Source organism: Pseudomonas sp. RW407 (assembly GCF_003176655.1).
In the GTDB taxonomy this organism is placed as follows: Bacteria; Pseudomonadota; Gammaproteobacteria; order Pseudomonadales; family Pseudomonadaceae; genus Pseudomonas; species Pseudomonas delhiensis.
Map to the genome: position 1 here is coordinate 641,894 of NZ_QGSL01000088.1, position 5,863 is coordinate 647,756.

General features: G+C 68.4%; 6 protein-coding genes. 4 read left to right on the forward strand and 2 right to left on the reverse strand.

Going from position 1 to position 5,863, the window contains the following annotated elements; genetic code table 11:
* Window positions 1–33 precede the first annotated feature (33 nt).
* The 3 genes from DK254_RS09410 (at window position 34) to DK254_RS09420 (ending at window position 3,554) form a co-directional block, all read left to right on the forward strand.
* Window positions 34–1,383 (forward strand): MmgE/PrpD family protein, encoded by a 1,350-nt coding sequence (locus tag DK254_RS09410; protein WP_109933563.1) that lies wholly within the window; start codon window positions 34–36, stop codon window positions 1,381–1,383.
* A 138-nt stretch (window positions 1,384–1,521) separates the two neighbouring features.
* On the forward strand, window positions 1,522–2,712 hold the full coding sequence (locus tag DK254_RS09415) for a CaiB/BaiF CoA-transferase family protein (protein ID WP_089393229.1): 1,191 nt from the start codon (window positions 1,522–1,524) through the stop codon (window positions 2,710–2,712).
* A gap of 23 nt (window positions 2,713–2,735) precedes the next feature.
* Entirely contained in the window at window positions 2,736–3,554 is an 819-nt protein-coding gene (locus tag DK254_RS09420; protein WP_109933564.1) for a CoA ester lyase, read from the forward strand.
* A 216-nt stretch (window positions 3,555–3,770) separates the two neighbouring features.
* Here the strand turns inward: DK254_RS09420 and DK254_RS09425 are convergent, their stop codons facing one another.
* Together DK254_RS09425 and DK254_RS09430 are read right to left on the reverse strand one after the other, a co-directional pair.
* A complete protein-coding gene (locus tag DK254_RS09425; RefSeq protein ID WP_009622067.1) occupies window positions 3,771–4,115 on the reverse strand; it encodes a cupin domain-containing protein in 345 nt (114 codons plus the stop codon).
* 133 nt (window positions 4,116–4,248) lie between these two features.
* Window positions 4,249–4,659, reverse strand: coding sequence for a hypothetical protein (locus DK254_RS09430; protein ID WP_109933565.1), 411 nt, complete (start codon window positions 4,657–4,659; stop codon window positions 4,249–4,251).
* 367 nt (window positions 4,660–5,026) lie between these two features.
* Between DK254_RS09430 and DK254_RS09435 the strand changes: the two genes are divergently transcribed.
* Complete coding sequence (locus DK254_RS09435; RefSeq protein WP_109933566.1) at window positions 5,027–5,533, forward strand: DUF3015 domain-containing protein; 507 nt, start codon at window positions 5,027–5,029, stop codon at window positions 5,531–5,533.
* The last annotated feature ends 330 nt before the right edge of the window (window positions 5,534–5,863 follow it).

Consider the following 5,863-nt stretch of genomic DNA (forward strand, 5'->3'; position numbering starts at 1 on the left):
TTCCTTCTGAGCCGCGCCCAAGGACGACAAGCGATGAACAATACTCACGCCCTGGCCGAATTCCTCGCCGGCCTGCGCTACGAAGACCTGCCCGAAGCGGTGGTCGCGCGCACCGAAGACCTGTTCCTCGACTGGCTGGGCTCGGCCCTGGCCAGCCAGGGCCGCCACCCCATCCCGCTGTTCCAGCGCTACGCCCGCAGAATGGGCCCGGCCGACGGCCGCAGCCGCGTGCTGGTGGACGGCAGCGCCACCTCGGCGTACTTCGCCGCCCTGGTCAACGGCGCCAGCTCGCACCTGGTGGAGCAGGACGACCTGCACAACAGCTCGGTGCTGCACCCGGCCACGGTGGTGTTCCCGGCGGCCCTGGCCGCCGCCCAGGACCTGGGCAGGTCCGGCCGCGACCTGATCCTCGCGGCGGTCGCCGGCTACGAGGCGGGCATCCGCATCGGCGAGTTCCTCGGCCGCTCGCACTACCGCATCTTCCACACCACCGCCACCGTCGGCACCCTGGCCGCGGCCGTGGCCGTCGGCAAGCTGCTCGGCCTGGACGCCCGCCAGTTCGTGCACTGCCTGGGCAGCGCCGGGACCCAGGCCGCCGGGCTCTGGGAGTTCCTCCGCGACGCCGCCGACTCCAAACAGCTGCACACCGCCAAGGCCGCCGCCGACGGCCTGCTGGCCGCCTACCTGACCGCGGATGGCCTGACCGGCGCGCAGAACATCCTCGAGGGCGAGCAGGGCATGGCCGCCGGCATGTCCAGCGACGCCGAGCCGCGCTGGCTGGTGGACGGCCTGGGCAGCCGCTGGGCGCTGGTGGAGACCTCGTTCAAGTTCCACGCTTCCTGCCGCCACACCCACCCGGCGGCGGACGCCCTGCTGGCGCTGATGCAGCGCGAGGGCCTGCAGGCCGAGGACATCGCTCGCGTCACCACCCGCGTGCACCAGGGCGCCATCGACGTGCTCGGCCGCGTGGTCGTGCCGCAGACGGTGCACCAGGCGAAGTTCTCCATGGGCACGGTGCTGGGCCTGATCGCCGTGCATGGCAAGGCCGGGCTGGTGGAGTTCGAACGCTTCGCCCTGCAGGACCCGCGCGTGGCGGCCTTCCGCGACAAGGTGGGCATGCAGCTGGATGCCGAGGTGGACGGCGCCTACCCGCAGCGCTGGCTGGGCCGCGTAGAGGTGCTCACCATCGACGGTCGCCAGCTGCACGGCGCCATCGACGAGCCCAAGGGCGACCCGGGCAACAGCCTCAGCCGCGCCGAGCTGGAGGACAAGTTCCGCCGCCTGCTGGCCTTCGCCGGCACCCGCGGCGAAGCCGAGGCCACCCGGCTGATCGACGCCAGCTGGCGCCTGCATGATCTGCCAGGCCTGGAAGCCTTTGCCTGAGTAGCCCACGGCCCGGGCGGGCGGCCTCCGGAACCCGGGGGTTCACAGAGCGCGGGGCGCCGCCCGCCCGGACCGTGGATACACACCGACAGCGCCGCGCCGTCCATGGCGGCGGCGCACGAGACACCTGGAGCACCCATGAACCCGCGTCCCCTCGACGGCATCACCGTCATCAGCCTGGAACACGCCATCGCCGCGCCGTTCTGCACCCGCCAGCTGGCCGACCTCGGCGCCCGCGTCATCAAGGTCGAGCGCCCCGGCGTCGGCGACTTCGCCCGCGGCTACGACGAGCGCGTGCGCGGCATGGCCTCGCACTTCGTCTGGACCAACCGCTCCAAGCAAAGCCTGGCCCTGGACCTCAAGCAGGCCGAAGCCCACGCCGTGCTGGAACAACTGTTGGGCCAGGCCGACGTGCTGGTGCAGAACCTCGCGCCCGGCGCCGCCGCGCGCCTGGGGCTGTCGTTCGAGGCGCTGCACGAACGCTTCCCGCGGCTGATCGTCTGCGACATCTCCGGCTATGGCGAAGGCGGCCCCTACGAGCAGAAGAAGGCCTACGACCTGCTGATCCAGAGCGAGAGCGGCTTCCTCTCGGTGACCGGCGGCCCCGGCCCGGACGAAATGGCCAAGGCCGGCTGCTCCATCGCCGATATCTCCGCCGGCATGTACGCCTACAGCGGCATCCTCTCGGCGCTGCTGCTGCGCGAGCGCACGGGGGAGGGCAGCCGGGTGGAGGTCTCCATGCTCGAAGGCATGGCCGAGTGGATGGGCTTCCCCATGTACTACGCCTTCGAAGGCCAGGCGCAACCGCCGCGCGCCGGCGCCGCCCACGCCACCATCTACCCCTACGGGCCTTTCCCCGCCGGCGACGGCAGGAACGTGATGCTCGGCGTGCAGAACGAGCGCGAGTGGAAGGTCTTCTGCGAGGTGGTATTGCGGCGCCCGGAACTGGCGACCGACCCGCGCTTCACCGCCACCAGCCTGCGGGTGGCCAACCGCGAGGCCCTGCGCGCGCTGATCGTCGAAGCCTTCGCCGACCTGAGCGCGGCGGAGGTGGTGGCGCGCCTGGAGCAGGCGCAGATCGCCAACGCCCACGTCAACGACATGCAGGGCCTGTGGCAGCATCCGCAACTGCAGGCCCGCGACGCCTGGCGCGAGATCGACAGCCCGGTGGGCCGCCTGCCGGCGCTGCTGCCGCCGGCCCGCAGCAACGCCTATGCGCCGCGCATGGACGCCGTGCCGGGCCTGGGCGAGCATACCGACGGCCTGCTCGCCGAGCTGGGCTATACCGCCGCCGACATCCAGCGCCTGCACGAGCAGGGCGCGGTGTGAGCCGAACCCGACCAAGGACCGCCATGACTGCCATCGTCCGTTCCGCCCTGTTCGTCCCCGGCAGCCGCCCGGAGCGCTTCGCCAAGGCCCTGGCCGCCGGCGCCGACGCCGTGATCGTCGACCTGGAGGATGCCGTCGAGGCATCGCTCAAGGCCCGCGCCCGCGACGACCTGGCGGCCTTCCTCGCAGCCAGCCCGCAAGCCCGTGTGCGGGTGCGGGTGAACGCCGCCGGGCACCCCGAGCACGCCGCGGACCTGGAACTGTGCCGGCGCCTGCCGGGCATCGCCGGCATCCTCCTGCCCAAGGCCGAGTGCGCCGACCAGGTGCGCGCCGCGGCAGCCTGCGGCAAGCCGGTGTGGCCCCTGATCGAAAGCGCCCGCGGGCTGCTGGCGGTGGGGGAGATCGCCGCCTGCGCGGGCGTCGAGCGCCTGACCTTCGGCGGCCTCGACCTGGCTCTGGACATCGGCATGAGCAGCGGCACCGCGGCGGCGGAGACCGTCTACGACCAGGTGCGCCTGGGCCTGCTGCTGCACTCGCGGGTCAACGGCCTGCAACCGCCGCTGGACACCGTCTACCCGGCCTTCGACGATGCCGAAGGCTTCGCCGCGACCCTTCGCCATGGCCGCGACCTGGGCCTGGTGGGCGCCCTGTGCATCCACCCGAAACAGGTCGCCGTGCTCCACGCGGCCCTGGCCCCCGGCACCGAGGAACTGGCCTGGGCTCTCCGGGTGGTGGAAGCGGCCGAAAGCGGCGCAGCGGCCTTCCAGGTGGACGGCCAGATGGTCGACGCCCCGGTCCTGGCCCGCGCCCGCCGCCTGCTGGCCAATGCGGGCGAGCCGTAGGGTGGAGCACTGGCGTTGCCGAGGGCAATCGCGGACGGAGTCCGCTCCTACGCTGGTCGAGCCATGCCATTCCCCTGTAGGAGCGCGCCCTGCGCGCGAAATCGCGGGCAGGGCCCGCTCCTACAAAGAGCACCCCGGCGCGGACTCCTACGTCCGTGCTTCCCTGGAACCGTAGGAGCGGACTCCGTCCGCGATTGGCGGATAACGCCATAGGCGTTAGGCGAACACGAAGTACTTGCGCACCGTCTCCACCACTTCCCAGGTGCCTTTCAGCCCCGGTTCGATGACGAACACGTCGCCGGCCTTCAGGTGCACCGGCTGCTCGCCCTCGGGGGTGATGATGCAGTAGCCGTCGAGGAAGTGGCAGTACTCCCACTTCTCGTAGTTCACCTCGAACTTGCCGGGGGTGCAGATCCAGGTGCCCATGATCTTGCTGCCGTCCGCCGAGGTGTAGGCGTTGAGGTTGACGGTGTGCGGGTCGCCGCCGATGCGCTTCCACTTGGTGGCATCCAGTACGGGAGTGGGGCAGGTTTCGCGCAGCACGGTGATGAAGTCGGACATGTCAGCTCCAGGTCGGTGGGGTATGGCCCGTCACCATAGGGGCATTGCCCGAAGAGGAATTGCCTGGATTCGACGCCGATGTGCCTGGAAGCGCTGCTCCGGGAGCGGGAACGCCCCTCGGCATCGGCCAACGTCAGCCGCTCGATGGCGCCAGCCCGCAATGAGCCCAGCCAACGGCGGCGAGCGTGGCCATCGACAAAACGGCATGCCAGACACCTACCCGCAGGGCTGAATCAGGTTTGATTGCCTGGATCATGGGCAGCAACTCATCGGGCACGCCGATCTTCGATGCGTAGTCCTTGACGCACCTCGCTGCGACCAGGAGTTCTTCCTGGGATTCCACTACCAGGCGCCAGTTCAATATGGCGAAGACCGCAAAAGCCGTTGCGAGAGGCAGCAGCAACTGGCTGTTTTTCAGTCCGTTGCTGGACCAGGCGAAAGCCGCCGTAGCCGACGCTACCAGTTGGAAGTAGCCCCAGAACTTATGGTTCTTGTCCAGGGTTGCGCGATAGTGCGACAAGGCATCGGACAGCGTGAGTGACATCTTCGGTCTCCCCGTGGCGTTGCTTCCAGCGCTGCCCGAGCCTGCACAAAGGCTGAATAGGCTTCCTGCAGCATCAAGGCCCTCTACAGACATATTCGCCCGCCTTGCGGGTTTTTCCAGCCGCCGTTGCTGCAGAGAACACCCGCGGGACGGATTTCGCAGCGCATCGTCGATCCAGGTTCCACCTCGATAACTCGGCCATATGTTTTCTATATCGCGAATTCTCCATGGGAATACCGGCCGGCCTGAGTTTGAAACCTGGCCATTCCTTGCCTAAACCTAAAGTCGAGCCAGGCTGTTCCAGCCGTGCTGGGCAGCGAAGGGGTAGGGCACGCCAACCATGTCTAACGACCAAGGAACGACATCCATGACAAGCAAACTGCTCAGCAAGAGTGCGATCTTCGCGGTTCTCAGCGCCGCCAGCCTGCTGGCCCAGGCGGACCAGGCCGGCGGCAACGGCTGCGGCTGGGGCAACATGGTGTTCGAAGGGCAGCGCGGGCTGTTCCCGCACCTGTTGGCGACCACCACCAACGGCACCTCGGGCAACGCCACCTTCGGCCTGACCTCCGGCACCAACGGCTGCAACTCCGATGCGCGGCTGGGGTATGGCGGCCGTTCGATCTTCGCCATGAACGGCATGCTCGACAACATCGCCGAGGACATGGCCAAGGGGCATGGGGATGCGTTGGATGCCTATGCCACCCTGCTGGGGGTGCAGGCCCAGGATCGTGCGCATTTCGCGCAGGTTACTCAGCGGCATTTTGGTGAGATTTTTGCCAGTAAGGATGCGACTGGGGAGCAGGTCTATGCCAATACCTTGGCGGTGATGCAGCGTGATCCGACGCTGGCACGCTATGCCAAGCAGCCTGCCTGAGGTTCGCGTAACGAGAATGTCCTTGCTGTTCACTTAAGGAAGAATGCCGTTTCTCTTCATGGGAGAAACGGCATTCTTCATATGGGGTGGGGTTATGGCTTCGTTTGCGAGCCCTTGCACTCAATCCCGCGAACGCGGGAACCCAATTGGCTTGAGGGCTTGGTGTAGCGCGCCGCTCCGAGTGCGTTGATGTCTCTCGTTTCGCACCCTCGGGCGAGTCCCTTTTGTCAGTCGCCACAAAAGGAACCAAAAAGGCTTGCCCCGCATACGGGCCCGATGGAGCCGGGCTACCCTCGCGAATTCCCCCGCCACGGAGGCCCGCCCCGAGGG